At 70.4% G+C, this 23,314-nt stretch carries 25 protein-coding genes; 5 read left to right on the top strand and 20 right to left on the bottom strand.

Features of this window, described 5'->3' with window-relative positions; translation table 11 throughout:
- Nucleotides 1-71 precede the first annotated feature (71 nt).
- The 10 genes from nuoE to menD form a co-directional block, all read right to left on the bottom strand.
- On the bottom strand, nt 72-947 hold the full coding sequence (gene nuoE / locus SACAZDRAFT_RS15000; RefSeq protein WP_005443074.1) for an NADH-quinone oxidoreductase subunit NuoE: 876 nt from the start codon (nt 945-947) through the stop codon (nt 72-74).
- Nucleotides 944-2,329: an NADH-quinone oxidoreductase subunit D gene (locus SACAZDRAFT_RS14995; protein ID WP_005443072.1), complete on the bottom strand. Its 1,386-nt coding sequence runs from the start codon at nt 2,327-2,329 to the stop codon at nt 944-946. The genes nuoE and SACAZDRAFT_RS14995 overlap by 4 nt, the downstream gene beginning before the upstream one ends.
- Nucleotides 2,326-3,093 carry an NADH-quinone oxidoreductase subunit C gene (locus tag SACAZDRAFT_RS14990; RefSeq protein ID WP_005443071.1) on the bottom strand — a complete coding sequence of 256 codons (768 nt, stop codon included), beginning with the start codon at nt 3,091-3,093 and terminating at the stop codon, nt 2,326-2,328. Before SACAZDRAFT_RS14990 ends, SACAZDRAFT_RS14995 begins: the two co-directional genes overlap by 4 nt.
- Complete coding sequence (locus tag SACAZDRAFT_RS14985; RefSeq protein ID WP_005443070.1) at nt 3,093-3,641, bottom strand: NuoB/complex I 20 kDa subunit family protein; 549 nt, start codon at nt 3,639-3,641, stop codon at nt 3,093-3,095. Before SACAZDRAFT_RS14985 ends, SACAZDRAFT_RS14990 begins: the two co-directional genes overlap by 1 nt.
- A gap of 7 nt (nt 3,642-3,648) precedes the next feature.
- Complete coding sequence (locus SACAZDRAFT_RS14980; RefSeq protein ID WP_176662520.1) at nt 3,649-4,056, bottom strand: NADH-quinone oxidoreductase subunit A; 408 nt, start codon at nt 4,054-4,056, stop codon at nt 3,649-3,651.
- Nucleotides 4,057-4,508: 452 nt separating this feature from the next.
- Nucleotides 4,509-5,783 carry a geranylgeranyl reductase family protein gene (locus tag SACAZDRAFT_RS14975; RefSeq protein WP_005443068.1) on the bottom strand — a complete coding sequence of 425 codons (1,275 nt, stop codon included), beginning with the start codon at nt 5,781-5,783 and terminating at the stop codon, nt 4,509-4,511.
- Nucleotides 5,784-5,792: 9 nt separating this feature from the next.
- Entirely contained in the window at nt 5,793-6,491 is a 699-nt protein-coding gene (locus tag SACAZDRAFT_RS14970; RefSeq protein ID WP_005443067.1) for a demethylmenaquinone methyltransferase, read from the bottom strand.
- Between the two features lie 137 nt (nt 6,492-6,628).
- A complete protein-coding gene (locus SACAZDRAFT_RS14965) occupies nt 6,629-7,150 on the bottom strand; it encodes a DUF3592 domain-containing protein (protein WP_005443066.1) in 522 nt (173 codons plus the stop codon).
- A gap of 21 nt (nt 7,151-7,171) precedes the next feature.
- A complete protein-coding gene (locus tag SACAZDRAFT_RS14960; RefSeq protein WP_005443065.1) occupies nt 7,172-8,686 on the bottom strand; it encodes a M1 family metallopeptidase in 1,515 nt (504 codons plus the stop codon).
- Nucleotides 8,687-8,744: 58 nt separating this feature from the next.
- Nucleotides 8,745-10,427: a 2-succinyl-5-enolpyruvyl-6-hydroxy-3-cyclohexene-1-carboxylic-acid synthase gene (menD, locus tag SACAZDRAFT_RS14955; RefSeq protein ID WP_005443063.1), complete on the bottom strand. Its 1,683-nt coding sequence runs from the start codon at nt 10,425-10,427 to the stop codon at nt 8,745-8,747.
- A 117-nt stretch (nt 10,428-10,544) separates the two neighbouring features.
- Here menD and SACAZDRAFT_RS14950 point away from each other — a divergent pair, with 117 nt between their 5' ends.
- The gene (locus SACAZDRAFT_RS14950) at nt 10,545-11,468 is read left to right on the top strand and encodes a 1,4-dihydroxy-2-naphthoyl-CoA synthase (RefSeq protein ID WP_005443061.1); all 924 of its coding nucleotides are present in this window, start codon (nt 10,545-10,547) and stop codon (nt 11,466-11,468) included.
- 93 nt (nt 11,469-11,561) lie between these two features.
- Here SACAZDRAFT_RS14950 and SACAZDRAFT_RS23410 read toward each other — a convergent pair whose 3' ends face one another.
- Nucleotides 11,562-11,702 (bottom strand): hypothetical protein, encoded by a 141-nt coding sequence (locus tag SACAZDRAFT_RS23410; RefSeq protein ID WP_005443059.1) that lies wholly within the window; start codon nt 11,700-11,702, stop codon nt 11,562-11,564.
- A gap of 18 nt (nt 11,703-11,720) precedes the next feature.
- Here SACAZDRAFT_RS23410 and menE point away from each other — a divergent pair, with 18 nt between their 5' ends.
- Together menE and SACAZDRAFT_RS14940 are read left to right on the top strand one after the other, a co-directional pair.
- Nucleotides 11,721-12,890 carry an o-succinylbenzoate--CoA ligase gene (gene menE, locus SACAZDRAFT_RS14945; RefSeq protein WP_005443057.1) on the top strand — a complete coding sequence of 390 codons (1,170 nt, stop codon included), beginning with the start codon at nt 11,721-11,723 and terminating at the stop codon, nt 12,888-12,890.
- Nucleotides 12,891-12,895: 5 nt separating this feature from the next.
- Entirely contained in the window at nt 12,896-13,771 is an 876-nt protein-coding gene (locus SACAZDRAFT_RS14940; RefSeq protein ID WP_040927999.1) for a 1,4-dihydroxy-2-naphthoate polyprenyltransferase, read from the top strand.
- A 16-nt stretch (nt 13,772-13,787) separates the two neighbouring features.
- Here SACAZDRAFT_RS14940 and cds1 read toward each other — a convergent pair whose 3' ends face one another.
- Nucleotides 13,788-14,852: an L-cysteine desulfhydrase Cds1 gene (gene cds1 / locus SACAZDRAFT_RS14935; RefSeq protein WP_005443054.1), complete on the bottom strand. Its 1,065-nt coding sequence runs from the start codon at nt 14,850-14,852 to the stop codon at nt 13,788-13,790.
- Entirely contained in the window at nt 14,849-15,259 is a 411-nt protein-coding gene (locus tag SACAZDRAFT_RS22085; RefSeq protein ID WP_232286278.1) for a DUF4229 domain-containing protein, read from the bottom strand. Before SACAZDRAFT_RS22085 ends, cds1 begins: the two co-directional genes overlap by 4 nt.
- Nucleotides 15,260-15,413: 154 nt before the next feature.
- Here SACAZDRAFT_RS22085 and SACAZDRAFT_RS22545 point away from each other — a divergent pair, with 154 nt between their 5' ends.
- On the top strand, nt 15,414-15,623 hold the full coding sequence (locus SACAZDRAFT_RS22545) for a BldC family transcriptional regulator (RefSeq protein WP_005443050.1): 210 nt from the start codon (nt 15,414-15,416) through the stop codon (nt 15,621-15,623).
- A 142-nt stretch (nt 15,624-15,765) separates the two neighbouring features.
- Nucleotides 15,766-15,948 carry a hypothetical protein gene (locus SACAZDRAFT_RS14920; protein ID WP_037295309.1) on the top strand — a complete coding sequence of 61 codons (183 nt, stop codon included), beginning with the start codon at nt 15,766-15,768 and terminating at the stop codon, nt 15,946-15,948.
- A gap of 84 nt (nt 15,949-16,032) precedes the next feature.
- On the opposite strand, the gene SACAZDRAFT_RS14915 is transcribed toward SACAZDRAFT_RS14920, so the two are convergent.
- The 7 genes from SACAZDRAFT_RS14915 to hemL all read right to left on the bottom strand — a co-directional run bounded on the left by SACAZDRAFT_RS14915 (nt 16,033) and on the right by hemL (nt 23,294).
- Complete coding sequence (locus SACAZDRAFT_RS14915) at nt 16,033-17,190, bottom strand: MinD/ParA family ATP-binding protein (RefSeq protein WP_005443046.1); 1,158 nt, start codon at nt 17,188-17,190, stop codon at nt 16,033-16,035.
- Between the two features lie 89 nt (nt 17,191-17,279).
- Nucleotides 17,280-18,275 carry a c-type cytochrome biogenesis protein CcsB gene (gene ccsB / locus SACAZDRAFT_RS14910; RefSeq protein WP_005443044.1) on the bottom strand — a complete coding sequence of 332 codons (996 nt, stop codon included), beginning with the start codon at nt 18,273-18,275 and terminating at the stop codon, nt 17,280-17,282.
- Nucleotides 18,275-19,906 carry a cytochrome c biogenesis protein ResB gene (resB, locus tag SACAZDRAFT_RS14905; protein ID WP_005443042.1) on the bottom strand — a complete coding sequence of 544 codons (1,632 nt, stop codon included), beginning with the start codon at nt 19,904-19,906 and terminating at the stop codon, nt 18,275-18,277. Before resB ends, ccsB begins: the two co-directional genes overlap by 1 nt.
- The gene (locus SACAZDRAFT_RS14900; RefSeq protein WP_040927782.1) at nt 19,903-20,676 is read right to left on the bottom strand and encodes a cytochrome c biogenesis CcdA family protein; all 774 of its coding nucleotides are present in this window, start codon (nt 20,674-20,676) and stop codon (nt 19,903-19,905) included. The genes resB and SACAZDRAFT_RS14900 overlap by 4 nt, the downstream gene beginning before the upstream one ends.
- Nucleotides 20,677-20,758: 82 nt before the next feature.
- Nucleotides 20,759-21,358, bottom strand: a complete 600-nt coding sequence (locus tag SACAZDRAFT_RS14895) for a TlpA family protein disulfide reductase (RefSeq protein WP_005443039.1) — start codon at nt 21,356-21,358, stop codon at nt 20,759-20,761.
- Nucleotides 21,355-21,993 carry a histidine phosphatase family protein gene (locus SACAZDRAFT_RS14890; RefSeq protein ID WP_005443037.1) on the bottom strand — a complete coding sequence of 213 codons (639 nt, stop codon included), beginning with the start codon at nt 21,991-21,993 and terminating at the stop codon, nt 21,355-21,357. The genes SACAZDRAFT_RS14895 and SACAZDRAFT_RS14890 overlap by 4 nt, the downstream gene beginning before the upstream one ends.
- The gene (gene hemL, locus SACAZDRAFT_RS14885; RefSeq protein ID WP_040927781.1) at nt 21,990-23,294 is read right to left on the bottom strand and encodes a glutamate-1-semialdehyde 2,1-aminomutase; all 1,305 of its coding nucleotides are present in this window, start codon (nt 23,292-23,294) and stop codon (nt 21,990-21,992) included. Before hemL ends, SACAZDRAFT_RS14890 begins: the two co-directional genes overlap by 4 nt.
- Nucleotides 23,295-23,314 lie beyond the last annotated feature (20 nt).

The raw sequence follows: 23,314 nt of genomic DNA, 5'->3' as shown, positions 1-23,314 counted from the left end.
TGCGGCAGACGCATCTGCCACAGCGGGGGCCCACCCCGGTCGGCTCCACGAACGTGAGAAAGCAGCGTCGTTCATTTCGCCTCCACCTCCGGCAACGGGGCGTTCTCCGGCATCACCGGCGCCGTCCACCCGCGATCCGCGGCGAGCTGCGCTCCTCGCAAGGTCTCCACGGCCTGCGAAGGAGCGTCCACATCGGATCGGAACACGTCCTCTTCCTCGGGGAAGAATCCGGCGAGCTGGCGCTCCACCGAACGGAAGTCCGTCAGCGGTGCGCCGCGTGTCGGCTGCGGCTTCTCGCCACGCCGCAACGCGTCGACGAGCTCGACCGCCGAGGAGGGCGTCTGGTTGTCGAAGTACTCGTAGTTGACCTGCAGCACCGGGCCGAGGTCGCACGCCGCCAGGCACTCGGCGTGCTCCAACGTGATGGAGCCGGTCTCACCCGGTTCACCCGACGTCTCCTCGTGTCCGAGGGGCTTGCCGTCCTCGCCGAGGTGCTCCGACAGCTTCTTGTAGATGTCGTCGCCACCGAGCACCGCGCACAGCGTGTTGGTGCACACGCTCACCAGGTGCTGGCCGCACGGCCTGCGCTTGTACATCGTGTAGAAGGTGGCGACGGCGCTGACCTCGGCTTCGCTGAGATCGAGCTGCCGGGCGCAGAACGCGATGCCCTCCTGGCTCACGTACCCCTGCACCGACTGCACGAGGTGCAGCATCGGCAGGAGCGCCGAGCGCGACTGCGGATAGCGCGCGGCGAGTTCCTTCGCCTCGGCGTCGATGTCGGGCCCGAACGGGTCGGCGGGCGGCGTCTCACGCAGCCGTTCGCCGTCGTCGCTCACCGGCGAGATGGCCGCGACGTCCACGTCGTCCGACGCGGCCGCGTAGGTCTGCTCGGCCGGCTGCGAACCGGGCTTCGGTGTCTGCGACGGCTGCTGCGACGGTGTGGTCATCGGTCCACTCCCCCCATCACCGGGTCGATCGAGGCGATGGCTGCGATGACGTCGGCGACGAGGCCGCCCTCCGCCATGGCAGGCATCGATTGCAGGTTCACGAAGCTCGGTTCGCGCACGTGGCAACGCAGCGGCCTGGTGCCGCCGTCGGACACGACGTGGAACCCGAGCTCGCCTCGTGGCGACTCCACGGCGGTGTACACCTGGCCGGGCGGGACCTGGAAACCCTCCGTGACCAGCTTGAAGTGGTGGATGAGCGACTCCATCGACTGGCCCATGATCTTGCGGACGTGTTCGAGGGAGTTGCCCAGTCCGTCGCTGGAGATGGACAGCTGCGCCGGCCACGCGATCTTGCGGTCCTCGACCATCACCGGGCCCGGCTCCAGCATCTTCTGCACCTGCCGGACGATCCGCAACGACTGGTGCATCTCCTCCACGCGCAGGAGGTAGCGCGCCCAGCAGTCGGCGTCGGTGGACGTCGGCACGTCGAAGTCGATCTCTTCGTAGCCGGAGTACGGCTCGACCTTGCGCAGGTCCCACGGAAGTCCCGCCGACCGCAGCACCGGGCCGGTGACGCCCAGCGCGAGGCAGGCGTCGAGAGGCAGGTACCCCACGCCCTTGAGGCGGTTGCGCCAGATCGGCTGTCCGGTGAACAGCTTGTCGTACAGCGGCAGCCGCTTGTCCATCACCTTGCAGAACTCGGTGACCTTCTCGTCGAAGTCCTCCGGCATGTCCTGCGCGAGCCCACCGGGCCGGATGAACGCGTGGTTCATGCGCAGCCCCGTGAGGTGTTCGAGCAGGTGCAGGACCTCCTCGCGCTCACGAAACCCGAGCGTCATCGCGGTGGTGGCGCCGAGTTCCATGCCGCCCGTGGCGATGTACACGAGGTGGGAGGCGATGCGGTTCAGCTCCATCAGCATGATCCGCAGCAGCTGCGCGCGGCGGGGCACCTCGATGTCGAGGAGCTTCTCCACCGCCATGCAGTAGCCCATCTCGTTGAACAGCGGCGAGAGGTAGTCCATGCGCGTCACGAAGGTGACGCCCTGGGTCCACGTGCGGTACTCGGTGTTCTTCTCGATACCGGTGTGGAGGTAGCCGATCACCGACCGGAGCTGAGTGACGGTCTCGCCCTCCATCTCCAGCACGAGTCGCAGCACGCCGTGGGTCGACGGGTGCTGCGGCCCCATGTTGATGATCATGCGTTCGGCCTGGTCGGCGTCGGAGAGGACGTCGTCCCAGTCGCCACCGCTGACCGTGTACACGCGACCTTCGGTGGTCTCGCGGTGCTCGGCGTACCGCGTGTCGGTGGCACCGCCCGTGCTGCCCTCGGCCGTCGTGTCCGTGCCGGTGCTCGCGTCGGCGATGCGGTCGCTCGTGGTCATGAGTAGGACCTCCGCGTGTCGGGAGGCGGGATTTCCGCGCCCTTGTACTCCACCGGGATGCCGCCCAGCGGGTAGTCCTTCCGCTGCGGGTGGCCTTCCCAGTCGTCCGGCATGAGGATCCGGGTCAGCGCCGGGTGGCCGTCGTAGACGATGCCGAACATGTCGTAGGCCTCGCGCTCCTGCCAGTCGGCCGTCGGGTAGACGTCCACGACGGACGGCACGTGCGGGTCGTCGACGTCCAGCGTGACCTCGAGGCGGATCCGCCGCCGGTACGTCATCGACAGCAGGTGGTACACCGAGTGCAGCCGCTGGGGAACGTCCACGCCGTAGTCCACACCGGACACCGACGCGCACAGTTCGAACCGCAGGCCCGGGTCGTCGCGCAGCGTCCGGCAGATCGCCACGAGGTGCTCGCGCTGCACGTAGAACGTGATCTCGCCGCGGTCGACCGTCACCTGCTGGATCGCCTCGGCGGGAATCCCGTTGTCCGACAACGCCGCGAAGAACTCGTCGGCGAACTCGTCGAACCAGCCGCCGTAGGGCCGCTCGGCGGGCGGCGGCGAGTACGCGGGCAGCCGGAGGCCGCCGTAACCCGAGGTGTCACCGCTCCCGGAGACCCCGAACATGCCGTGGCGTTCCCGCCCCGCGACCACAGGCTCGACGGGACGCGCGGGCTCGGAGCCCTGGGGGCGCAGACCCTGCTCACTGTGCTCGGCGCTCGACAGTTCGCCGCCGGTCTCTGGCTTCTCGTCAGGCATGCCCATCACTTTTTCGCGAACTTGATCGACGACGGGATGATTTCCGTCTGCTTCCCGCTCTCGGCCCGCAGCGCCGCCCGCCGCGGACCCATCGGCTCGTCCTGCACCTTGGCGTGGAGCTTGAGGATCGCGTCGAGCAACATCTCGGGCCTCGGCGGACATCCGGGCAGGTACATGTCGACCGGAACGATGTGGTCGACGCCCTGCACGACGGCGTAGTTGTTGAACATCCCGCCCGAGGAGGCGCACACGCCCATGGCGAGCACCCACTTGGGCTCGGCCATCTGGTCGTAGATCTGGCGCAGGACCGGGGCCATCTTCTGCGTGACCCGGCCCGCGACGATCATCAGGTCGGCCTGGCGGGGCGTGGCACTGAAGCGCTCCATGCCGAACCGCGAGATGTCGTAGCGCGAACCGCCGGTGGTCATCATCTCGATGGCGCAGCAGGCGAGACCGAACGTGGCCGGCCACATCGAGTTCTTGCGCGCCCAGTTGACCACGCCCTCCAGCGTCGCCAGCAGGATGCCGTTCGGGAGCTTCTCTTCGAGACCCATGGTTCGATCAGTTCCAATCCAGCCCGCCGCGCCGCCACACGTAGATGTCGGCGATGAAGAACGTCGCGATGAACACCGAGACGGCCGCGACTCCCCACAGCCCCAGGAAGTCCGCCGACACGGCGTAGGGGAAGAGGAACACCATCTCGATGTCGAAGAGGATGAAGAGCATCGCCGTGACGTAGTAGGCGATGTTCATGCGGCCGCCGCCCACGAGCGGCTGCGGGGACGGCTCGATACCGCACTCGTAGGCGGAGAGCTTGGCCTTGTTGTACCGGCTGGGGCCGAGCAACGGTCCCAACAGGACGGAGAAGAGCGCGAACGCGAGCGCGAGCGCGAGCAACAGGACGAGTGGGAGGAAAACGCCGAGGCCGGAATCCGCGCTCCCCTGCGCCAGAACCTCTACCGCGGACACCGAGGAGATCGAGGGAATCACTGCGGCACCATCCTTTCACGCGCCGCTGCGTAACGGACATGGTCGACAACTGACTGTCGTGGCGAGACTCTAAGGGACCTACGCCACACCGCTGTGGGTAAGGACCGCCTTACTTTGTGTTCTCGACCACCTCTGTCACGAACGGCGCAACCAACCCGGCTTGTGAAGCCGTTCACAAGCCGCCCTACGCGGTTGTGAAGCCCTTCACAAAACATGGGTGCAGTGTAAGACGCAACTCACACCTTGTCGCTAGCCCCCCGGCGCAACCAGATGCGGTACGGCGACGTCAAGGGCGTTCTGGCCCCTCGGTGGACACCCTGTGCGACCTGCACAAAACACTCCGATACGTGGCCCCCGCCACATAGGAGTACGGGCGTACTGTGATCTTTCCCACTGGGGCGTGGGACGTGTCGGACCGCCTCCGCCGACCGTCAGCGCGGCGCGGGCGCGAGCCGTGACAGCGTGGCGACGAGGCGGTCGACGGCGTCGCCGCCCTTCGGGTCGTAACAACCCGACAGGCCCTTGAACACCAACGGGATCAGCGGCTGGATGCGCAGGCCGTACTTGGTCGCGGCGCGCATGACCTTCGGGTTGCCGATGGCCTTGGCGAAGAGGTTGCCCAGGCGGTAGTAGCCGCCCATCAGATCGGCCACCGCACGCGGGTAGCCCTGTAGCGCCCGCTCCCGGGACGGCCCCTCCGGGCGGGCGAGCGCCTGTACCACGTGGTCGGCGGCCAACCGCGCCGACTCCATCGCGGCCGCGATGCCCTCGCCGTTGAAGGGACTCACCATGCCGCCGGCGTCACCCAGCAGCAACAGGCCGTCGCGGTAGTGCGGTGTGCGGTTGAAGCCCATGGGGATGGCCGCTCCGCCGACGCGCCCGACCGCGTTCTCCTCGCGGTAACCCCACTCCTCCGGGGTCGAGTCGAGCCACGACCGCAGCAGCGCGCGGTAGTCGATGCTGCGGAAGGACTTCGACGTCGACAGCATGCCCAGACCGACGTTGACGGTGCCGTCGCCGAGTGGGAACGCCCAGCCGTAACCCGGCAGCAGGGCGGGGTTGCGCGGGTCGCTGCGGTCCCACAGCTCCAGGTGCCCCTCGATGTACGCCTGGTCGTGACGGGGACTGCGGTAGTAGCGGCGCACCGCGACGCCCATCGGCCTGCTGTCGTTCTTCTGGATGCCGACCGACAGTGCGAGCCGCGCCGACACCCCGTCGCACGCCAGCACGAGCGGCGCGCGGTAGGTGACGGGCTTGCGCTCGGGTCCCTGCTTCGCCTCGACGCCGACCACCCGGCCGGTGCGCTCGTCGGTGATCGCGCCGGTCACGGTGGTGCGCTCCAGCAGGCGCGCCCCGGCCTTGACGGCCGTCTTCGCGAGCAGGTCGTCGAAGTCCTGGCGCGTGCGCGAGACACCGTACGGCGGGTAGGCGGTGAGGTCCGGCCAGTCGAGTTCCAGCGTCAGCTCACCGGTGAGGATGCGCAGGCCCCGGTTGTGCACCCAGCCCGCTTCCTGGCTGGTGTCGATGCCGAGGTCGATGAGCTGCTTCACGCCGCGGGGCGTGAGTCCGTCACCACACACCTTCGGGCGAGGGAAGCTCGTCTTCTCGAGTACGAGCACGTCGACGCCCGCCCGGGCGAGATAGGTGGCGACGGTGGAGCCCGCCGGGCCCGCACCGACGACGATGACCTCCGCGTCGTGAGTCATGCGGCGAGTCTACGAGGCGCTCTTCGCCTTCCATGCACGGTGGATGGCCACGACGCCGAACGTGAGGTTCATCCACTCGACGCTGCGCCACCCCGAGTCGGCGATGATCTCCGCAAGCCGCCGCTGGTTCGGCCAGGTCAGCATGGATTCGAACAGGTAGACGTACGCGTCCGGGTTCGACGAGACCCGCCTGCCGAACCAGGTCATCAGCCGCAGGGCGAACTTGCGGTAGACGAACCGGATGGGCGCGAACGTGGGCGTCGACACCTCGCACACGACCAGCCTGCCGCCGGGCTTGACGACCCGCGCTATCTCGGTCAGGGCCGCGGAGGTGTCGACGAAGTTGCGCAGGCCGAACGAGATCGTGACCGCGTCGAAGGACTCGTCGGCGAACGGCAGCTTCAGCGCGTCGGCGGCCACCATCGGCAGTCCGCGGTCGCGGCCTCCCTGGAGCATGCCGAGCGAGAAGTCGGCCGCGACGCACCACGCGCCGCCTCTGGCGTACTCCTCGGTGGACACCCCGGTTCCGGCGGCCAGGTCGAGCACCCGCTCGCCGGGACGGGCGTCGAGCACCCGGCCCGTGATGACCCGCCACCGGCGGTCGAAGCCGAACGTCATCACGGAGTTCGTGCGGTCGTAACGCTTCGCGACGCCGTCGAACATCGCGGCGACATCGGCTGGGTCCTTGTCCAGGCTCGCTCGGGCCATGGCGGGAGTCTAGTCGGGCCCCTTCGGCCGACGTACGAACCCGCAGGCCGAGCAGCACGCGACCGAAGCGCGGGCCCGCCTCGGCACGGTTCACGAAGGTCGTTCCGGCTGGTCGTGCGGGTGGTCGCGCGGCCGGGTCAGCCCTGGCGCGGCACCGACGTCTCGGGAGTCCGCGCGGGCCCGGACGACGCCGACAGCGTGCGCAGGCGCGAGCGGAGGAACCACACCAGCGGGCCGGCGACGAGCCACGTGAACAGCAGCGTCGTCGACACGGGCAGCAGCGTCAGCAACCACGTCCGCCCCGCGACCTTGGCGAGCTCCGGGTCGGTGGTGTCGTACTCGATGCGCACGAGCTGCCCCGCGGTGAGGCCGTCCGGGTAGAGCACCCCGTTCTCGGGGCTGTGCGACACCCCGTCGGGGGTGTCGTAGCGGATGAGCGTGCGGTCGAACATGACCTGTTCGACCAGGGCCGTGGCCGTGCCGTGGTTCTCGGCGATCACCTGGTCGTTGCGGAACGCGCCCAGCACCACCAGTACCGCCAGCAACGTGATCACCGAGGCGGCCCCGAGCACGCCCCAGGCACCGAGGCGCAGAGCGTGCGCGCGTCGCGCCTCGGGCGCCTGTGCTTCCTGGGTGGACTCGGGGCCGTCGAGGTTCACACGGCGAGCATATCGACCGAGCTAGTGGCGCTTCGCCAGCTGCTCGTGCGTGAAGGAGATCTCGCGGAACGACTCCGGCTCGGTGACCGCGGTCGTCCTCGCCGCCGAGTCCGCCGAGGCGCCGTTCGGTCCGACCTCGGGCTTGCCCTTCGTGAACAGCCAGGTGTCGAACACCTCGTCGAGCTGCGTTCCCGACAGCTCCTCGGCCAGCGCCACGAAGTCGTCCAGCGTGGCGTGGGTACCGCGGTAGGTGTCGAGCCACGTGCGCAGGATCTCGACGAACACCTCGTCGCCCACCGTCGTGCGCAGCGCGTGCGCGGCGAGCGCACCGCGGTCGTAGACCGCCGCGTGGAACTGGTTCTCCGCCCCCGGGTCACCGGGCAGCACCTGCCAGAACGGGTCGTCGGCCGGGATCGAGTCGTAGAGGTACTGGGCGAGCTCGGCGGCCGTGCCCTCACCGGCGTGCTCCGACCACAGGAACTCGGCGTAGCTCGCGAAGCCCTCGTTGAGCCAGATGTCGCTCCACGCCCCGAGCGACACGGAGTCGCCGAACCACTGGTGAGCGTTCTCGTGCACCACGACCGACATGTTCGACCCCCGGCTGAAGAACCCGGCGTCGTAGACGGACCGCGTCTGCGTCTCCAACGCGAAGCCCAGGCCGTGCGTGACCACGCCGCCCTGCGCTTCGAACGGATACGGCCCGAACAGCTCCTCCAGGAACTCCACGACCTCGGGGGTGCGCTCCACACTCGCCTCGGCCGCCGGGCGGATCTCTCCCAGCCCCGCGTCGTAGGCGTTGAGGCTCGGCAGCCCGCTCGGTGTGGTGGACGAACGCACGTCGTAGTCGCCCACGGCGAGGAACGTCAGGTACGTGGCCTGCGGCTCGGCGCTGCGCCAGTTCCAGCGCGTCCATCCCGCGCGGGTCTTGCTCTGTCCCGTGAGCACGCCGTTCGACAGGGCGGCGACGTCGTCGGGCACCGCCACCGACACGTCGTAGGTCGCCTTGTCGGTCGGGTGGTCGTTCGAGGGGTACCACCACTCGGCGACGTGCGGCTCGTCGACGGCCAGGGCCCCGGTGTCGGTGCGCTTCCACGCGGTGAAACCGTTCACCTCCACCTCCGACGGGGTGTCGGCGTAGCGGACCACGACCGTCATCGGCTCACCGGGCGCCAGCTCGGCGGCCGGGGTGACCACGACCTCGGTCGGGTCGGCGGGATCACGATCGACCCGCGCCGGGCGGTTGTTCACCCGCACCGACTCGACGTCCAGGGCGAAGTCGAGGTTGAAGCTCGACAGCTCCGCCGTGGGCGTCGCGAGAATCGTCGTGGTGCCGGAGAGGTGGTCGGTGCCCGGCTCGTAGGTGAGCCGGATGTCGTAGTGGATGACGTCGTAGCCCCCGTTGCCGTCGCCTGGGTAGTACGGGTCGCCGACCCCGGGCGTTCCGGGCGCGGGCGCGGCGCTCGCCGTGGTGGCCGTCAGCACCGCTGCCAGGCTCGTCGCCACACCGGCGGCGTAGACACGTGTTCGTTTGCGCATGCTCACGAACGGTAGTGCTCCGACCACCGTGGAAACACGGGCGAAAGTGGCGTGTCCCCTACCGGGTGCCGACGGCCCTCGCCACCGCGGCCCGCAGCCCCGCGTGCAGGTCCCGGCGCCGGGAACGGTCGACCCGCACCTCCACCACGCGCAGCCCGGGAGCGGGCCGGAGCGCCTCACGCAGCGCCGCCCGCGACTCGGCGAGCGTGTGCGGCACCCCGTATCCCGCGCAGAGAGCGGACAGGTCGGCGCCGTGGGGAGTTCCGAAGATCCGCTCGAAGCTGCCCCGATGCTCCTCCTCGCCCTGCTCCAACAACGAGAAGATCCCGCCGCCGTCGTCGTTGAGCACCACGACCGTGAGATCGGGGCGGAGCTCCGACGGCCCCGTGAGCAGGCCGTTGACGTCGTGCAGGAAGGTCAGATCGCCCACGAAGGCGTACGACGGCCCGGGGTGCACCAGCGCCGCGCCCGAGGCCGTGGACAGCGTGCCGTCGATGCCCGCGACCCCGCGGTTGCGGTGCACCAGCACGTCCGGTCTGCACCCGCCGACGAGCGCGACGTCCCGCGTCGGGTTGGACGAACCCACCACCAGCAGGGAGTCCTCGGGCAGGTTCTCCACCAGCTCGTTCGCCACACTCAGCCCGTTCGGCCACGGCGCGTCGGCCAGGGTCTCCCGCACCGCCGCCGTGGCGGCCGCGTCGGCCCGGCGCCAGCGCAGCAGCCACTCCGGGTCGGCGGGCTTCGCCGGTTCGTCGAACCACTGCCCCACCTGCCGCACGTTGTGCGCCGGGGCGGGCCAGTCGGAGTCGGGCCGCACGAGCAGCACCTCGACGTCCGAGTCCGACAGCACGCGCTGCACCTGCCGGAAGACGGTGGGCCTGCCGATGCACAGCACCTGCTCCGGCTTGTGCTCGGCGACGAACTCCTCCAACCCGAGCAGCCACACGCCGGCGGAGATCGCCGTCGTGCCCCCGAGCCCCAGGCCACCGGTCTCCGCGATCACGGGCCAGCCGTGCAGTTCGGCCCACTCGCTGGCCGCCCGCACCCCGGCGTCACACGCGATCACCAGGCCGTGCCGGGCCGACGGCACCACGAACGACGGGAGCGCGCCGAAATCGGGCAGCTCGGTCCACCGCGCACCCTGCGGCCTGCCGTCGAGGGATTCGGGCCAGTCGGCCCCGGCGGTGCCGACTGGCTCGGGCACGAGCGGCTCGCGGAACGGGATGTTGAGGTGCACCGGCCCGCACCGCCACTCGCCGTACGCGGCGTTCCAGGCCCGGCAGATCTGGCTGCGCCAGTACGCGTTCTGCCCCGGCTTGCGCTCGGCGACGGCGAGCTCGTCGAAGTAGCGCACCGCGCCGCCGTACAGGTGGCGCTGCTCCACGACCTGGTTCGCCCCCGCGGCCCGCAGCTCCGGCGGCCGGTCGGCCGTCAGCACGATCAACGGCACCCCCGCCCGGTCGGCCTCCAGCACCGCGGGGTGGAAGTTCGCGGCCGCCGTGCCCGACGTGCACACCACCGCGACCGGCCTGCCCGTGCGCGCGGCGATGCCCAGAGCCAGGAAGGCCGCACTGCGCTCGTCGATGCGCACGTGCAGCGTGAGCCTGCCCGCCGCCGCGGCGTCGTGCAGCGCGAACGACAGAGGGGCGTTGCGGGAGCCCGGACTCAGCACCACGTGGGACACCGTGTTGCGCACGAGTTCGTCCACGAGCACGCGAGCCTGCGCTGTGGAGGGATTCACCGGCGGGCCCCCTCGACGACGTCGACTCCGTCCCCGGCAACGCCGCGAAACGACTCACGACGACGGCGCCGCGCCGGGGTGTCGGTCAGAGGAAGCACACGGCCTATTCTCCCAGGCGTGCCCCACACCCAGGTTTCGGAGCTGTTCGACCCCGCCGAATGGGACGAGGTCCCCGGCTTCGACTTCACCGACATCACATACCACCGTTCGAGGAAGAGCCGATCCGGCAAGCGCGTCGTGCGCGTCGCGTTCGACCGGCCGGAGGTGCGTAACGCCTTCCGCCCGCACACCGTGGACGAGCTGTACCGCGCGCTCGACCATGCCCGGATGAGCTCGGACGTGGGCTGCGTCCTGCTCACCGGCAACGGTCCCTCTCCCAAGGACGGCGGTTGGGCGTTTTGTTCCGGTGGCGACCAGCGTATTCGCGGCCGCTCCGGCTATCAGTACGCGAGCGGCGAGACGTCCGACACGATCGATCCCGCCCGCGCGGGCAGGCTGCACATCCTGGAGGTGCAGCGGCTGATCCGCTTCATGCCGAAGGTCGTGATCGCGGTCGTGCCCGGCTGGGCCGCCGGTGGCGGGCACTCGCTGCACGTCGTGTGCGATCTCACGCTGGCCTCCGCCGAGCACGCGCGGTTCAAGCAGACCGACGCCGACGTGGGTTCGTTCGACGGCGGCTACGGCTCCGCCTACCTGGCGCGGCAGGTGGGGCAGAAGTTCGCACGGGAGATCTTCTTCCTCGGCCGGCCCTACACGGCGGAGGAAGCGCACGCGATGGGCTCTGTGAACAAGGCCGTGCCGCACGAGCGGCTGGAGGCCGAGGCACTGGACTGGGCCTGGGAGGTGCTCGGGAAGTCCCCCACGGCCCAGCGCATGCTCAAGTACGCGTTCAACCTCATCGACGACGGCCTCGTGGGTCAGCAGGTGTTCGCGGGCGAGACGACGCGGCTGGCCTACCAGCAGGACGAAGCGGTGGAGGGCCGCGACGCCTTCCTGGAGAAGCGAGACCCGGACTGGTCGGACTACCCGTACTACTACTGAGCAGGCCCAACCCCGCCCGACATCGTGTCCGCGCCCTGCGCACGCGTGTCCGCACTTCCCGCACGCGTGTCCGCGCGTCAGGGCGTCAGGGCGTCAGGGCGACGTCGGCCCGCCCTGCCCCTGCCGCGCCGCCCGGACACCGTCACGCACGGCGGCCCTCACGACGAAGTAGAGGATGTAGAAGAACAGCGCGGTGAACGCGACGTAGGTCAGTACGCCGGAAATGGCTCCCATGTGAAAGGACCGTAAAGCATGCGGGTGATCCGGTCTGACGGCAGCGTGGAGTCGGTAGCCGAACTCACCCGTGCCGTGCTCGACGCCCTCGACGGCGGTCCCGCCGTGCTGCCCCTCGATCCGCGCAACCCGGCCGCCGACTCCGTTCGCGCCGCCATGCGCCCCGACGAGCCGGTGGAACCCGGCACCGCGGTGATCATCACCACCTCGGGCTCCACCGGACGCCCGAAGGGCACGTTGCTCTCGGCCCGCGCCCTGCTCGCCTCCGCCCACGCCACCCACGCGCGGCTCGGCGGTCCCGGCCGGTGGCTGCTGGCCACTCCGCCCGGCTACATCGGCGGCCTGCAGGTCCTCGTGCGCTCGCATCTCGCGGGCACCACGCCCGGCGTCGTCGACCTGAGCCGCGGTTTCCGGCCCGAGGCGTTCGACGAGGCCGCCCGCGAGGTCCTGTCCTCCCCCGGGCCGCACTACACGGCGCTGGTGCCGACGCAGCTGTCCCGGTTGCTCGACGCGGGCGGCGCGCAGGTGGCGAGGTTCGACGCGATCGTGCTCGGGGGCGCCGCCTACCCCGACGAGCTGCGCCGCCGGGCCGAGCGCGCGGGCGTGTCGGTGATCCCCTCGTACGGGATGAGCGAGACGGCCAGCGGCTGCGTGTACGACGGTGATCCCCTCGACGGTGTGCGCGTCCGCCTCGGCGCCGACGACCGCGTCGAGGTCTCCGGCCCGGTGCTGGCCCACGGGTACCGGCTCGACCCTGCCGCGACGGCCGAGGCGTTCGTCGACGGCTGGTTCCGCACGAGCGACGTCGGACGCTGGACCGACGACGGCAGGCTCCAGGTCCTCGGCCGCCTCGACGACATGATCAACACCGGTGGGGTGAAGGTGCCCGCGCGGCAGGTGGAGGACGCGCTGCTCCGGCATCCCGGGGTCCGCGCCGCCGGCGTCGTCGGGCTGCCGGATCCCGAATGGGGTCGGCGCGTGGCCGCCGTGGTCGCGACCACCGACGAGCTCGACCTCGACTCCGTGCGCGACGCCGTGCGGGCCGACCTCGGCGCCGCCGCGACACCGAAGCAACTCCTGGTGGTCGACGAGCTGCCCCTGATCGGCCCCGGCAAGGTCGACCGGAGTGCGTTGCGCCGCCTTCTGCTCGGCCACGTCGATCACGGCACGGCCGATGCCGAAGAATGACCCGCATGGCAACCGTCGCTGAGTGGATCGAGGGCGCCCGGCCACGCACGCTGCCCAACGCCGTCGCGCCCGTGCTGGCCGGGGTGGGAGCCGCGGCCCAGCTCGACGCGCTGTCGTGGTGGCGCTCGCTGCTGGCGCTGCTCGTCGCGCTGGCCCTGATCGTGGGCGTGAACTTCGCCAACGACTACTCCGACGGGGTCAAGGGCACCGACGCCGCGCGGGTCGGTCCGCTGCGGCTGGTGGGTTCGGGTGCCGCGTCGGCCAGGGCCGTGCTGGCCGCGGCACTCACGTCGTTCGGACTGGCCGCCGTGCTGGGGCTCGTGCTCGTCGTCGTCACCGGGCAGTGGTGGCTGCTGCCGGCGGGGGCCGCCTGCATCGCCGGTGCGTGGTTCTACACCGGCGGTTCGCGGCCGTACGGCTACGCCGGGTTCGGCGAGGTCGCCGTCTTCGTCTTCTTCGGTTTGGCGGCCGTGCTCGGCACGGTGTACGTGCAGGCCGGGCGCGTGAGCTGGGAAGCGCTGGGCTGCGCGGTGGCCGTCGGCTGCCTGTCGATGGCGGTGCTCGTGGCCAACAACCTGCGCGACATCCCCACCGACCGGGTCGCGGGCAAGATCACGCTCGCCGTGCGGCTCGGCGACACCGGCACACGCCGCTTCTACCTCGTGCTCGTCACGGTGCCGGTGCTCGTCAGCATCGCGTTGGGTCTGGTCCATCCCGCGGCGTTCGTGGGCCTGTTGACGGTGGCCCTGCTCGTGGTCCCGGTGCGCACCGTCACGTCCGGGCACACCGGACTGCAGCTCATCCCGGTGCTGCGGGACACCGGCTTCGCGATGCTCGCGTGGGCCGTGCTCACCGGTGCCGCGCTCGCGCTGGCGAGCTGAGCGCACGCGGCCCGCGTCAGCCGGGGAACACCCCGGTCTCCAGAAACCGGTCGAACGCCGCGAGGTGCGGTTCGATGTCCAACCCGCGCTCGGCCAGCCACGCGTCGTCGTAGTAGGTCCCGGCGTAGCGTTCCCCGCCGTCGCAGAGCAACGTCACCACGCTGCCGCGCTCCCCGCGCGCGAGCATGCGCGAGACGAGGGTGAACGCACCGTAGAGGTTCGTGCCCGTGGAACCGCCGGCCCAGTGTCCGGTGTGGCTGCGGAGGAACCGGATCGCCGCGAGCGACCCGGCGTCGGGCACCTGGATCATCTCGTCGATCACCTCGGGCACGAACGACGGCTCCACCCGGGGACGCCCGATTCCCTCGATCCGCGACGGCATGCCCGTCTGGTAGTCGCGGGCCCCCGTCTGCCACGCGCCGTAGAACGCGGAGTTCTCGGGATCGACCACGGCGATCTTCGTGTCGTGCCTGCGGTAGCGGACGTACCGCCCGAACGTCGCGCTCGTGCCTCCCGTGCCGGCGCCGACCACGATCCACGACGGCACCGGGTGCCGCTCCGAGCGCAGCTGTGTGAACACCGACTCGGCGATGTTGTTGTTCCCGCGCCAGTCGGTCGCTCGCTCGGCGAAGGTGAACTGGTCGAGATAGTGGCCGCCGCACTCCGCCGCGAGCCGCTCGGCCTCGGTGTACATGTCCGGCGGGCGGTCCACGAAGTGGCACCGGCCCCCGTAGAACTCGATGAGGTCGATCTTCTCCCGGCTCGTCTTGCGTGGCACCACGGTGACGAACGACAACCCGAGCATCCGGGCGAAGTAGGCCTCCGACACCGCCGTCGACCCGCTGGAGGCCTCCACCAGCACCGTGTCGGGGCCGATCCGGCCGTTGACCAGCCCGTAGAGCAGCAGCGACCGGGCGAGCCGGTGCTTCAACGAGCCCGTCGGATGGACGGACTCGTCCTTGAGGTACAGGTCGATGCCCCACTCCGGGGGCAGCGGGAAGACGTGCAGGTGAGTATCGGCGCTGCGGTTGGCGTCGGCCTCGATGATGCGGACGGCCTCGCGCACCCACGCGTCGTTCATCGACCCTCCGGGCGCTCGCCCGGGCCCGGCCGGTCGTCCGTCGACTCGGGCGTGGCTTCGGGCTCCGGCTTCTCGGGCGACTCCGGGACGTCCTCGCCGGTCTCGGTGTCCTCGCGGGTCACCGGGTCCTCCTGGAGCGGTTCCCCGCGCAACTCGGCACGCAGACGTGCGCGTTCGCGCGCCCGGTGTTCGTTGCGGGCGGCGAGCCCCGCGGTCACCCGAGCGTTGAGCGATCGGAACAGCAACAGGCCCAGCGGGAGTCCGACGACCAGCCCGATGATGAGGGCGACGAGCAGAGGGACCTGGAAGATCACGAGGATCCCCGCGATCACCGCCACCAGCGCGAATCGGACGAGCACGTACAGGGTGAGGTCACGGACAAGCGTGTCGGATCGGCGGTCGCTCACACCACCCGAGGCTACGCCGTGTCCCGAACCACCCCACCGGCGCCCGAACAGCACCGTTTGTCCCTTACTACCTCTTTACTCACGGACAACCGTTCGAGTACCCACAGGGTGAAGTGACACGATTGTGACCTCCGAGTAGTGAAGGAGGCGAAGAGTGACCGCGAGCACTGGAGGCCGGCTCCTGACGCCGGGCGAAGTCGCCGCATTGTTCCGAGTGGACCCGAAAACGGTGACGCGTTGGGCGACCGCGGGTCGGATCGGATCGATTCGCACACCTGGGGGCCATCGCCGTTTCCGCGAATCCGAGGTCAACCAGCTCCTGGCCGAGCTGACCACGGACGCGAGTGAACGTCCTCGGAACTGACCCCCGCGCTGCGGGGTGTCCTTCGTCTGCCACCCGGTCCCCCTGCCTCACGAAGGACACCCCGGACAGCGCAATGGACAAAAGGGTTAATCTCGGGTGCAGTAGGGTGGGTTACCCGCGCGACACACCGAAGGGAGCGAGCATGATCTACCTGCTCGCGGCGATAGGCGCCGCCACTGTCGCTTTTCTCCTGTGGCGCATGTTGAGCGCCGAACGTGTCGGGGTGACCGCTCAGCAGAAGCCCATCGCACCGGACGACGACCCCGAGTTCCTGCGCCGCATCGCCGAGCAGCAGAAGAAGAACAAGGACGACGAGTCCAGCTGATCGGGTCCGGCCGACGACACCCACGAGCGCCCGGGGCATCCTCGGGCGCTCGACGCTGATAGGACGGCGCAGGACGCGGTGGCGTCACCGCAACGGCGACAGCTCCGCGCTGCCGAAGCCGTCGGCGATCGTGGCGGCGAGTTCGAGCAGTGCCGACCGCGTCTCGTGCGACAGGCGGTCGAGGTCGATCTCCGCGCCCTCTTCGAGGTGCGGATCGAACGGGATGCTCACCACCCCGCGCACCCGCGCCGCGAAATGGGCCGTGAGCCGGTCGAGATCCACCGAACCCGCGCGCGGGCGCACCGAGTTGATCACCGCCACCGACCGGGCCACCAGGTCTCCGTAGCCGTGCGCCTCCAGCCAGTCGAGCGTGGCCGAGGCGCTGCGGGCGCCGTCCAGCGAGCTCGACGACACCACCACGAGCGTGTCGGCGGAGTCGAGCACACCCTTCATCGCCGAGTGCATCAGACCGGTGCCGCAGTCGGTGAGCACGACGTTGTAGAAACGCTCCAGCACCGACAACACCCGCAGGTAGTCCTGCTCGGAGAACGCCTCCGAGACGGCGGGATCGGTGTCCGACGCCAGGATCTCCAGCCTGCTCGGCCCCTGCGAGGTGTAGGCCCGGACGTCGCTGTAGCGCACGATGCGGTCGGCGTCGCGCAACAGGTGCCGCACCGTCGCCGTGGTCTCGATGGGGATCTTCTGCGCCAGCGTGCCCGCGTCCGGGTTCGCGTCGACGGCGATCACGCGGTCGCCGCGAAGCGACGCGAACGTCGAGCCGAGCGTGGTGGTCATGGTGGTCTTGCCCACCCCGCCCTTCAGGCTCAGCATCGCGATGCGGTGGCACCCGCGCAGCGGCTGGTTCACGCGCGACACGAGTTCCCGACGGCGGCGGTCGGCGGGCCCCTCGCCGGGGTTCACGAGCTTGCCGGTGGCGACGTAGACGGCCCGCCGCCACCCCGACTTGGGCTCGCGCTTCGGCTTGCGCACGAACTGCGCACTGTCGAAGCCGTGCGGCACACCCGGATAGGGCTGCTGCCCTGCCGGGTACTGCGGCTGTGGCAGCCCGGGCGGTCCCTGGCCGCCGTAGTGGGCCTGCGGCACGCCGGGCGGCACGGCACCCTGCCACGGGCCGGACGGCCCCTGCTGCCAGGCCGCCTGCGCCGGGTGGGGTGTCGAGTCCGTGCTCGCCTCGGAATAGAGCGGATGATCCTGCCCGCCGGATTCGTTGGGTGTGGTCACCGCGTCAGTCCTCCGATGGGTTGGCTGGGTGGGCCAACGTCCCCCTCACGCGTCACACGGAAGACGGTAACCGCCGTCAAGCGGGAACGTCAGCTGACTCCGGCATACGAGTGAAGCCCCGTCGAGACGAGGTTGACGAAGAACAGGTTGAACACGGTGGCCGCGAACCCGACGACGTTGATCGTGGCGGCGCGCGTGCCGCGCCAGCCCGCCGTGGCCCGCGAGTGCAGGTAGGCGGCGTAGATGACCCAGGCGACGAAGGCGACGGTCTCCTTCGGGTCCCAGCCCCAGAAGCGGCCCCAGGCGGCCTCGGCCCACACGGCACCGCACAGGATGCCGAAGGTGAACACGGGGAACGCGAAGACGGTGGTCCGGTAGGCCACCCGGTCGAGCACCTCGGCGCTGGGCAGCTTCGGCGCCAGCTTGCCGAACTTCACGGGGTCGCGGTCGTAGGCGGACCGGATCAGGTACAGGATGCTCGCCACGCCCGGCACGAGGAAGATGCCCGAGCCCACGGCGGCCGCGCTCACGTGGATCACGAGCCAGTACGACTGCAGCGCGGGCTGCACCGGGGCCGCGACGGCGTAGAGCATCGTGCCGCCGACGAACATGAGGATGACGACGGGCAGCAGCATGAACGCCGACAGGTGGCGGATGGGGTGCCGGGCCATCATCACGAGCCACGCGATCACGGTGACCAGCGTGATCGCCATGATGTACTCGTACATGTTGCCCATCGGGAAGCGGCTGGTGGCCAGCCCGCGGAGCACGAACGCCGCGAGGTGCAGGGCAGCCCCGAGGATGGTGAGCGCCGCCCCCATGCGGCCGATGCGCTCGATGCGGGTCCGGGCCGGCGGAGTCGTCGAACCGCTCGCGCCCGTCCCGGACTCCCGCGACGACGTGGTGGAGGCGGAGCCGGCGCCCACTCCCGCGAGTTGCCTCTCCCGGGTGCGTTCGGCGGCGCGCACACCGCGTTTGCCGAACGCCTGCTCCACGAGGAAGAAGATCATCGCCAGCACGTACACCACGACCGTGGTGGTGTACGACCAGTCGCTGTACTGCGACAGCGTCTCGTTGACCGGCATCAGTGTGCCTTTCTGTCCTGCGTGCGGTCGAGGATGTCCCGCGAGAGGGCGGTGAACTCCTCGCCGTACCCGGCCTGATCGGTACGGGCAAGCCCGCCCAACTCTACTACAGTGCGTCGGAGATCAGGGTCGCCGGAGTCACCGACCGGCGACACACGCGCCCAGAACCGGCGGCGCTTGACCGCCAACGACGCGCCGAGCCCCGCGAACATCACGATGGCGAAGCCGAGCATCCAGCCCTGCGTCGGGTCGTGCGAGACCTGCAGCGACACCCACGGGCGAACGCCGTCGAAGCTGATCTGCGTGCCGTCGTCGAGCGTGATGCTCTCGCCGACCCGCAGGTTCTCGCGGGCCACACGCTCCAACCGCCCGGCGTCGACCATCCGCTGATCGATCTCGAAGATCGACTGCGAGCGTCCGGAATCCGTGCCCAGCTCCCCGCGCATGATGTCGACGGCCACGGCGGGGTCGGTGAGCTCGGGGAACGACGACGACAGAATGCTGCCGTGGAACGCCGCCGTGGGCGCGAACAGGCCCGTGACCGCGAGCTGGTTCTTCCGCCGCTCCGCCGAGTCGGTGATCCCGGGCGGGTCGAACTTCGTCGCACCCTGCGACAGCATCGTCGTGAGGTCGGTGGGCCGCCACTGCACGGTCTGCGTCCGCGTCTCGCCGTCCGGCCAGGTCACCGTGAACGTCGGGGCGTACCCGTGGCCGAGCAGGTACACGCGGTCGCCCGCCGTGCGCAGCGGCTCGTTGACCTCCAGGTGATGGTCGCGCCACGTGCCCGTGGTCAGGTCCTCACCCGACTGGTACTGGACGTCCGCCTCGTAGCTGATGGGCTGGCCCGCGTCCGTGTACTCGGCCTCGAAGTCGTTCACCTTGACGCAGAACGGCGAGAGCTGGGTGCCGTCGACCTGCAGGCCCGGATCGAACGAGTCGTAGGCGAACACACCGGAGTTGCAGAACTCGTGCCCGTCCGCGTGGACGATCACCTGGCCCTCGTACGAGTACATCGCACCGAGCGCGAACGTGGCGATCAGGCCCAGCATGCCGAAGTGGAAGAGCAGGTTCCCGGTCTCCCGCAGGTAACCGCGCTCGGCGCTGATGGTGCGGACGCCGTCGGCCTCCGTCCGCTCGGCGACCCGCCACCCGCGCAGCCTGCGGCGCACCTCGCCCAGCACCGTGTCCGGGTCGGCCTCGACCTCGGCCTTGGTGTGGTGCGGCAGCCGCGCCAGGTTCCTCGGCGTCAGCACCGGGCCGGCGCGCATCGCGCGGAAGTACTCGCCGGTCCTCGGCACCAGGCAGCCGATCAGCGACACCATGAGCAGCAGGTAGATGGCCGAGAACCAGGGGCTGGAGTAGACGTCGAAGAACTGCAGCCGGTCGAGCAGCTCGCCCCACCAACCGTGCTGGACGATGTACTCCTCGGTCTTCTGCGCGTTGAGGTCCCACTGCGGCAGCAGCGCCCCCGGCAGGGCGGCCAGGGCCAGCAGGAACAGCAGCACCAGCGCGGTGCGCATGGACGTCAGCCCACGCCACGTGTTGCGCAGGAACGCCCAGGCCCGGCGCAGCGGCGTCTGCCGGTAGACCGGACGCGGTGTCTCCGGTGGTTCGGTGGTCGTCTGGCTCACAGTGGCATCTCCACGTCCGCGATGAAGGCATCCCGCATCCAACCCGTGAGCTCGCCCCACAGGCCCGTCACGAGCAGGACACCGACGACGAGCAGCATCGCCCCACCGACGATCTGCACCGTGCGACCGTGACGGCGCAGCCAGTCGGCGGCGCCGACGGCCCATCGCGCTCCCGCGGCCAGCAGGATGAACGGCAGGCCCAGCCCCAGGCAGTACAGCAGCACGAGAAGGAGTCCGCGCGCACCCGTGGCGCCGCTCGCCGTGGCGAGCATGAGCACGCCGGACAGCGTCGGGCCGATGCACGGCGTCCAACCCAACCCGAACACCGCACCAAGCACCGGGGCGCCCCAGACACCCATCCTCGGAACCCGGTGGATGCGAGCGTCCCGCTGCAGCGCGGGGAAGAAGCCGAGGAACACGAACGCCATCGCGATGATCACCACCCCGCCGATGCGCTGGAACAACTCCTCGTTGACCCAGAGGACGTCGGCCAACCACACCAGGCCGCCGACGCTCGCGGCGAAGACCACGGTGAACCCGAGCACGAACAGCGCAGCCGCACCCACGACGGCGAGTCGCCCCTTCTTACGCCCCTCGCCGGTGCTCACGGCGGGCGCGTCGGCGCCCACCAGCGCCGCGAGGTAGGCGAGGTAGCCGGGCACGAGCGGGACCACGCAGGGCGAGGCGAACGAGATCGCTCCCGCGAGCAGCGACAGTCCCGCGGCGAGCAGCAGCGGCCCGGAGGCCGCCAGCTCGGTTACCGCATTCACGCGCCTCAGCGTAGGGAATGTGGTTCTCGTGAAGCCCACTGGCTGGTGGGGCGAGTGAGCTGGATGACCGGATTGCCGAGGTTCAGGACGCCTTCTCGGCCGTCAACCGGTCGATCAGTGGGCGCAGGTCGTCAGCCAGCAGCTCTCGGAGGTACACCGCCGCGACCCGGCCCTGCCGGTCCACCACGAGCGTCGACGGCACGACACTGCGCGGGTAGCCGGACAGGTTCACCAGCGACCGCCCCGACGGATCGTAGATCGACGGGTAGGTGAGCCCGCGGTCGCGCATGAAGTCCTGCGGCGCCGACCGGTCGTGGTCGCGCACGTCGATGCCCAGCACCACGACCCCGTCGTCCTTGGTGTCGTCGTAGAGCTTCTGCAGCTCGGGCGCCTCCGTGCGGCACGGGCCGCACCACTGGCCCCAGACGTTGATGACGACGACCTTTCCCTCGTAGTCCGACGCGGCGATGCGCTTGCCCTCGTCGAACAGGTCCTCGCCCGCCACCTCGGGCAGCTGCTGACGCTGCTCGACCTCGTAGTAGATGTCGGTCTCGCCACCGGGGGCGACGAAGCTGAAGTCGCCCCCGCCGCTGACCACCGCGTCGTCGCCGGTGGTGCAGCCGGTGAGCACCGCCAGCGCGGCGAACGCTGCGGCGACGACCTTGCGCGTGCGTGAACTCATGCTCCGGTCACCTTCGGGTCGGTCCTGCCCGCCGGCTCGCTGTAGACGATGTCCACCAGCTGTTCGTCCTCGAACACGAGGCTGGTGAGCGAGGCGAGTGAACACTGCCGCCGGCGCGGGTCGTGCCACAGCCGCCTGCCTTCCAGGTACCGGCGCAGCGTCCAGATCGGGAGCTGGTGCGACACGCAGAGCGCTTCCTGCCCCTCGGCCGCCGCCCGCGCCGCATGCACGGCACCCAGCATGCGGTGGGCGATCTCCAGGTACGGCTCGCCCCACGACGGCAGCAGCGGGTTGCGCAGCTTGGGCCAGTGCCGGGGCTCGCGCAACGCGCCGTCGCCCACGCTGACCTTCAGCCCCTCGAACTGGTTGTCCGCCTCGATGAGGCGTTCGTCGGTGGCCACGTCGAGCCGGTGTGCCGCGGCCGCGGGCGACGCGGTCTCCTGCGCCCGCTCCAGCGGCGAGGCGACGACGTGGGCGAGGCGGTGCGACGACAACGCCTCCGCGACGATCAGCGCCTGCTCACGCCCGCGTTCGGAGAGCCGGTAACCCGGCATCCGGCCGTACAGCACGCCCTCGGGATTGTGGACCTCGCCGTGCCGCAGCAGGTGGACGACGGTGCGCGTACCCCGGCTCATGGGTGCTCCGCCGCGGCGGCGGCCTGGGCGGCCTTCGGCAGCGCCGCCTCGATGAGCTCGAACGCGGCGTCGTCCATGGCCGCGTTGACGAACCACGCCTCGAACGCGCTCGGCGGCGGGTAGACACCCGCCTCCAGCAGCGCGTGGAAGAACGGCTTGAAGCGCCACGTCTCGGACGCGGCGGCCGACGCGTAGTCGCGGACGGGAGTGTCGGTGAAGAACACGCTGACCAGGTTGCCCGCGTACGACACGGTGTGAGCGACACCGGCCGCGGAGAGAGCTTGACCGAGCAGGTCGCCCAGGCGCTTCGAGTTGCCGTCCAGCGCCCGGTAGGTGGACTCGCCGGCCAGCCGCAGCGTGGTTAGCCCGGCCGCGACGGCCACGGGGTTCCCGGAGAGCGTTCCCGCCTGGTACACCGGCCCGGTGGGCGCGAGCCGCTCCATGACGTCGGCCCGACCGCCGAACGCGGCGGCGGGCAGCCCGCCCGACATGACCTTGCCGAAGGTGTAGAGGTCGCCGGCCACGCCCTCCAGGCCGTACCAGCCGGCCTCGGAGACGCGGAACCCGGTCATGACCTCGTCCATGATGAGCAGCGCGCCGTTCTCGTGTGCCAGATCGCGCAGCCCGGCGTTGAAGCCCTCGTGCGGGGCGACGGCGCCCATGTTGCCCGCCGCCGCCTCGGTGATCACCGCGGCGATCGAGTCGGGGTTCTCGGCGAACGCCTCGCGCACCGCGTCGAGGTCGTTGTACGGGAGCACGAGCGTGTCGGCCGCCTGCGCGCCCGTGACGCCGGGGGACGTCGGCAGCCCGAGCGTGGCGACCCCGGAACCCGCCTGCGCGAGCAGCGCGTCGACATGTCCGTGATAGCAGCCGGCGAACTTGATGATCTTGCTGCGGCCGGTGAAACCCCGGGCCAGCCGGATCGCGCTCATCGTCGCCTCGGTGCCCGAGTTCACGAGGCGCACCTGCTCCACGGGTTCCACCCGGCGCGCGATCTCCTCGGCGAGCTCCACCTCACCCGACGTCGGCGTGCCGAACGACAGCCCGGACGAGGCGGCGTGCCGCGTGGCCTCCACCACCTCGGGATGCGCGTGTCCGAGGATCATCGGCCCCCAGGAGGACACGAGGTCGACGTAGCGGTTGCCGTCGGCATCCCACAGGTACGCACCTTCACCACGGACCATGAACCGCGGCGTTCCGCCGACGGCCGCGAAAGCCCGCACCGGGGAGTTCACCCCGCCCGGCGTGACGGCGGCGGCCCGCTCGAACCAGGACTTGGACTGCTCGACTGCTCCTGTCACGTCTCCCAGTCTCGCAAAAC

Origin of the sequence: Saccharomonospora azurea NA-128, assembly GCF_000231055.2 — a bacterium.
In the GTDB taxonomy this organism is placed as follows: Bacteria; Actinomycetota; Actinomycetes; order Mycobacteriales; family Pseudonocardiaceae; genus Saccharomonospora; species Saccharomonospora azurea.
This window is presented reverse-complemented; position numbering and strand designations above follow the sequence as displayed.

What these genes read in the sequence shown, in the direction of transcription:
- SACAZDRAFT_RS14940 (WP_040927999.1), top strand. Translation starts at nt 12,896, where the DNA reads ATGGCAACCGTCGCTGAGTGGATCGAGGGCGCCCGGCCACGCACGCTG.
- SACAZDRAFT_RS23410 (WP_005443059.1), bottom strand. Translation starts at nt 11,702, where the DNA reads ATGGGAGCCATTTCCGGCGTACTGACCTACGTCGCGTTCACCGCGCTG.
- nuoE (WP_005443074.1), bottom strand. Translation starts at nt 947, where the DNA reads ATGACCACACCGTCGCAGCAGCCGTCGCAGACACCGAAGCCCGGTTCG.
- SACAZDRAFT_RS14920 (WP_037295309.1), top strand. Translation starts at nt 15,766, where the DNA reads ATGATCTACCTGCTCGCGGCGATAGGCGCCGCCACTGTCGCTTTTCTC.
- SACAZDRAFT_RS14895 (WP_005443039.1), bottom strand. Translation starts at nt 21,358, where the DNA reads ATGAGTTCACGCACGCGCAAGGTCGTCGCCGCAGCGTTCGCCGCGCTG.
- SACAZDRAFT_RS14985 (WP_005443070.1), bottom strand. Translation starts at nt 3,641, where the DNA reads ATGGGTCTCGAAGAGAAGCTCCCGAACGGCATCCTGCTGGCGACGCTG.
- menE (WP_005443057.1), top strand. Translation starts at nt 11,721, where the DNA reads ATGCGGGTGATCCGGTCTGACGGCAGCGTGGAGTCGGTAGCCGAACTC.
- SACAZDRAFT_RS14995 (WP_005443072.1), bottom strand. Translation starts at nt 2,329, where the DNA reads ATGACCACGAGCGACCGCATCGCCGACGCGAGCACCGGCACGGACACG.
- SACAZDRAFT_RS14970 (WP_005443067.1), bottom strand. Translation starts at nt 6,491, where the DNA reads ATGGCCCGAGCGAGCCTGGACAAGGACCCAGCCGATGTCGCCGCGATG.
- SACAZDRAFT_RS14890 (WP_005443037.1), bottom strand. Translation starts at nt 21,993, where the DNA reads ATGAGCCGGGGTACGCGCACCGTCGTCCACCTGCTGCGGCACGGCGAG.
- SACAZDRAFT_RS14960 (WP_005443065.1), bottom strand. Translation starts at nt 8,686, where the DNA reads ATGCGCAAACGAACACGTGTCTACGCCGCCGGTGTGGCGACGAGCCTG.
- cds1 (WP_005443054.1), bottom strand. Translation starts at nt 14,852, where the DNA reads ATGAACGACGCGTGGGTGCGCGAGGCCGTCCGCATCATCGAGGCCGAC.
- SACAZDRAFT_RS14975 (WP_005443068.1), bottom strand. Translation starts at nt 5,783, where the DNA reads ATGACTCACGACGCGGAGGTCATCGTCGTCGGTGCGGGCCCGGCGGGC.
- ccsB (WP_005443044.1), bottom strand. Translation starts at nt 18,275, where the DNA reads ATGCCGGTCAACGAGACGCTGTCGCAGTACAGCGACTGGTCGTACACC.
- SACAZDRAFT_RS14990 (WP_005443071.1), bottom strand. Translation starts at nt 3,093, where the DNA reads ATGGGCATGCCTGACGAGAAGCCAGAGACCGGCGGCGAACTGTCGAGC.